This is a genomic window from Sphaerisporangium sp. NPDC088356 (assembly GCF_040685555.1).
Classification (GTDB): Bacteria; Actinomycetota; Actinomycetes; order Streptosporangiales; family Streptosporangiaceae; genus Sphaerisporangium.
In genome coordinates this window covers 1-3,911 of the sequence record NZ_JBFBIK010000228.1, presented here as the reverse complement: position 1 = coordinate 3,911, position 3,911 = coordinate 1, and the positions used below count along the sequence as shown (strand labels likewise).

The window sequence follows — 3,911 nt, the reverse complement described above, 5'->3', positions numbered from 1 at the left end:
GGCAGGCGCCGGCGGGCTCGTCACCCCCCCGTTCGCACCGAGACGACGCTCTGCATTTCGCCCTTGGCTCGGCAGGCGACCCCGGGTCAGCACCCCTCCTACAGATGTAGAAAAGGTCGATACGTATTCCCTTCAGCTGTCGCTAGTCGGCCACCCGCTAGCGGCCGTACCGTCGAGCACGTCCTGCTAGGAAGTGTGTGGCTCGAACGGAGTGGTCATGCTGGAAGGTCGTAGTCGCGTCGCCCCCTGGGCCTCCGCCCGCGCCCAGGGGCGGCTCGCGGAGCTGGAGTACGGGCTCGCCGGGCTGGACGCCGCCGGGGTCGTGCGGGTTGTGACCGGCGCCCTCGGCGAGCACCGCCGGGCCTTCGATGAGGAAGGCATCGTGCTCTACGCGGGTACCAACACGATGAGCCCGCGCGCGCTCGCCGCGCACGAGGCCGCCGTGTCCAGCCGCCCGTCGATGGGCTGGCCCGGAGAGAAGTTCCAGGCCGGGCTGGAGCACCTGGACGTGCTGGAGACGCTGGCCCCGATGCGGATGGCCTCGCTGATGGACGGCGAGTTCGCCGAGGTGCGGCTGCAGAGCGCGACGTTGGCCAACCTCGCCTGCTACACCGCCTTCGCCCGTCCGGGGGACACCATCGCGGTGCTGCCCGAGGCGGCCGGCGGGCACGCCAGCCACCACGCGCAGGGCGTGGCGGGGATCCGGGGCCTGCGCGTGGCCGACCTGCCGTACGACGCGGCCGGGTTCACCATCGACCACGCGCGGCTGCCGGGGTTCCTCCATCGCGAGCGCCCCGCCATCGTGGTGATCGGTGCCAGCCTGATGCTGTTCCCGCACGACGTCGCCGCCGTGCGGGCCGCGTGCGACGAGGTGGGCGCGACGCTGGTCTACGACGCCTCGCACGTGGCCGGGCTCATCGCCGGGCGCCGGTTCCAGCGTCCGCTCGCCGACGGCGCCCACGTCCTGACGATGTCGACCTACAAGTCGTTCGGCGGCCCTCCCGGCGCGGCGATCGTGACCAGGGACCAGGAGCTGGCCGCACGGGTCTCCTCGGCCGCCTACCCGGGGCTGACGGCCAACTACGACGCCGCCCGCCTGGCCCCGCTCGCGGTCACCGCCGCCGAGCTGGCCGAGAGCGGCCCCGCCTACGCCGACGCGTGCATGGTCAACGCCCAGGCGCTGGCCCGCGCGCTGCAGGCTTCCGGTTTCGCCGTGGCGGCGGCGGACCTTGGCTGGACGGCCTCCCATCACATCGCGGTGGACGCGGCGGCCTTCGGCGGCGGGGACGAGGCGGCGCGTGCGCTCGCGGCCGGAGGCGTCTACCTGAGCGGGATCGGCCTGCCCTGCCAGCCTCCCGGCGAGCCCATGCGCGGGCTGCGCGCCGGCACCCAGGAGATCACCCGCCGGGGTTTCGCACCCGATCAGATGGGCGCCGTCGCCGAGCTGATGGGCCGGATCCTGATCAAGGGCGAGGACCCGGCGACGGTGCTCCCTGAGACCGCCGCCCTCCGAAGGTCGATCACCGCCCGGCACTGACCTCCCCCGCGGGTTCCCGTGGGTTACTAGGACGTCCTACAATTTTACTAGGACGTCCTAGTAACTTCCTGAGGAGCACCGGTGTACGTACCTGCCAATCCCGTGCGAGTCGTCACCGCGGCCGCCCTGTTCGACGGGCACGACGCGGCGATCAACATCATGCGCCGCATCCTGCAGACCCAGGGCGCGGAGGTGATCCACCTGGGCCACGACCGGTCGGTGGACGAGATCGTCACCGCGGCCGTCCAGGAGGACGCGCAGGGCGTGGCGATCAGCTCCTACCAGGGCGGTCACGTCGAGTTCTTCACCTACCTGGTCGACCTGCTGCGCGAGCGGGGCGCCGGGCACGTCAAGGTCTACGGGGGCGGCGGCGGGGTCATCGTCCCGGACGAGATCGCCGCCCTGGAGGGCCACGGCGTGGCCAAGATCTTCTCCCCCGAGGACGGTCAGCGCCTCGGCCTCGCCGGGATGATCAACCGCGTCATCGAGGCGTGCGACGTCGACCTGACCGAGGGCGCCGAGCCGCCCGCCGTGCCCGGCGGCGACCACCGTGCCGTGGCCAGGGCGATCACCTTCGTCGAGGCGGGCCGGGCCGGGAAGCCGTACCTGGACTCGGTGCGCGTCGCCGCCGCGGGGCGTCACGTCCCGGTGCTCGGCATCACCGGGACCGGCGGGTCGGGCAAGTCCTCGCTCACCGACGAGCTGATCCGCCGACTGCGCGTCGACTACGAGGACAAGCTCCGCGTCGCGGTGATCGCGGTGGACCCGACCCGGCGCAGGGGCGGCGGCGCCCTGCTCGGCGACCGGATCCGGATGAACAGCCTCGGCTCCGACGTGTTCTTCCGCTCGCTGGCCACGCGCGGGTCCCACGAGCTTCCGGAGCACCTCGACGACGTGATCGCCGTGTGCCGAGCCGCGGGGAACGACCTGGTGATCGTCGAGACCCCCGGCATCGGGCAGGGCGACGCCGCGATCGTGCCGTTCAGCGACGTCTCGCTGTATGTCATGACTCCGGAGTTCGGCGCGAGCTCCCAGCTTGAGAAGATCGACATGCTCGACTTCGCCGACGTCGTGGCGATCAACAAGTTCGACCGGCGCGGCGCCGAGGACGCGCTGCGCGACGTGCGGCGCCAGATGGTGCGCAACCGCGAGGCCTTCGGCACCGCCCCGGAGGACATGCCGGTCTACGGCACCGTGGCCGCGCGGTTCAACGACGACGGCGTCACCGCGCTCTACCAGCGGCTGCGCGAGCTGCTCGGCGAGAAGGGCCTGCCGCCCAGCCCGGGGCTGCTTCCCGGCACGGCGGTCAAGACCTCCAGCCTCGGCGCCGCGATCGTGCCCCCGGCCCGGGTCAGGTACCTCGCGGAGATCGCGGAGACCGTACGGGACTACCACCGGCAGACCGCGCGCCAGGCGGAGGTGGCGCGCCGCCGCCAGCAGCTCGCCGAGGTGCGGAACCTGCTGGCCGCCGAGGGCGGTGACGCCTCGGCGCTGGACGCGCTGCGCGACCGCGCCGACGCCGAGCTGCCCGGCGACGGCCGCGCCCTGCTGGACGGGTGGCCCGAGACGGTCGCGGCCTACTCCGCCGAGGAGCTGGTGGTGACCGTGCGGGGCAAGGAGCTGCGCACGCCGCTGTGGCGCACCTCGCTGTCGGGCAGCCGCGTGCCGCGCGTGGCGCTGCCGAGGTTCACCGACCAGGGTGAGCTGCTGCGGTTCCTCCGCTCAGAGAACCTGCCCGGGCGGTTCCCGTTCACCGCCGGCGTCTTCCCCTTCAAGCGCGACGACGAGGACCCGATCCGGATGTTCGCCGGCGAGGGCGACCCGTTCCGTACGAACCGGCGCTTCAAGATGCTCTCGGACGGCCAGCCCGCCGTGCGGCTGTCGACGGCGTTCGACTCGGTCACGCTGTACGGCAACGACCCGGCGGAACGGCCCGACGTGTACGGCAAGGTCGGCACCTCGGGGGTGTCGATCGCGACCCTCGACGACATGAAGGCGCTGTACGACGGCTTCGACCTCTCCTCGCCGAACACGTCGGTGTCGATGACCATCAACGGGCCGGCCCCGACCATCCTCGCGTTCTTCCTGCACACCGCGATCGACCAGGCCATGGAGCGCTTCCGCGCCGGCAGCGGGCGCGACCCGGACGCCGGAGAGGCCGAGGCCCTCAGGAAGGCCACGCTCGCCACGGTGCGCGGCACGGTGCAGGCCGACATCCTGAAGGAGGACCAGGGGCAGAACACCTGCATCTTCTCGACCGACTTCAGCCTGCGGATGATGGCCGACGTGCAGGAGTGGTTCATCGCCAACGAGGTGCGCAACTTCTACTCGGTGTCGATCTCCGGCTACCACATCGCCGAGGCCGGGGCCAACC

2 protein-coding genes are annotated in these 3,911 nt (G+C 72.2%); both read left to right on the top strand.

Annotated elements, in window-relative coordinates; all coding sequences use genetic code 11:
- The first annotated feature begins 217 nt into the window (after nucleotides 1-217).
- Nucleotides 218-1,537 carry a glycine hydroxymethyltransferase gene (locus AB0O34_RS36290; RefSeq protein ID WP_363923457.1) on the top strand — a complete coding sequence of 440 codons (1,320 nt, stop codon included), beginning with the start codon at nucleotides 218-220 and terminating at the stop codon, nucleotides 1,535-1,537.
- Between the two features lie 81 nt (nucleotides 1,538-1,618).
- Nucleotides 1,619-3,911: methylmalonyl-CoA mutase family protein (locus AB0O34_RS36285; RefSeq protein ID WP_363923455.1), on the top strand; the 2,293-nt coding region annotated here is incomplete at its 3' end.

What these genes read in the sequence shown, in the direction of transcription:
- AB0O34_RS36290 (WP_363923457.1), top strand. Translation starts at nt 218, where the DNA reads ATGCTGGAAGGTCGTAGTCGCGTCGCCCCCTGGGCCTCCGCCCGCGCC.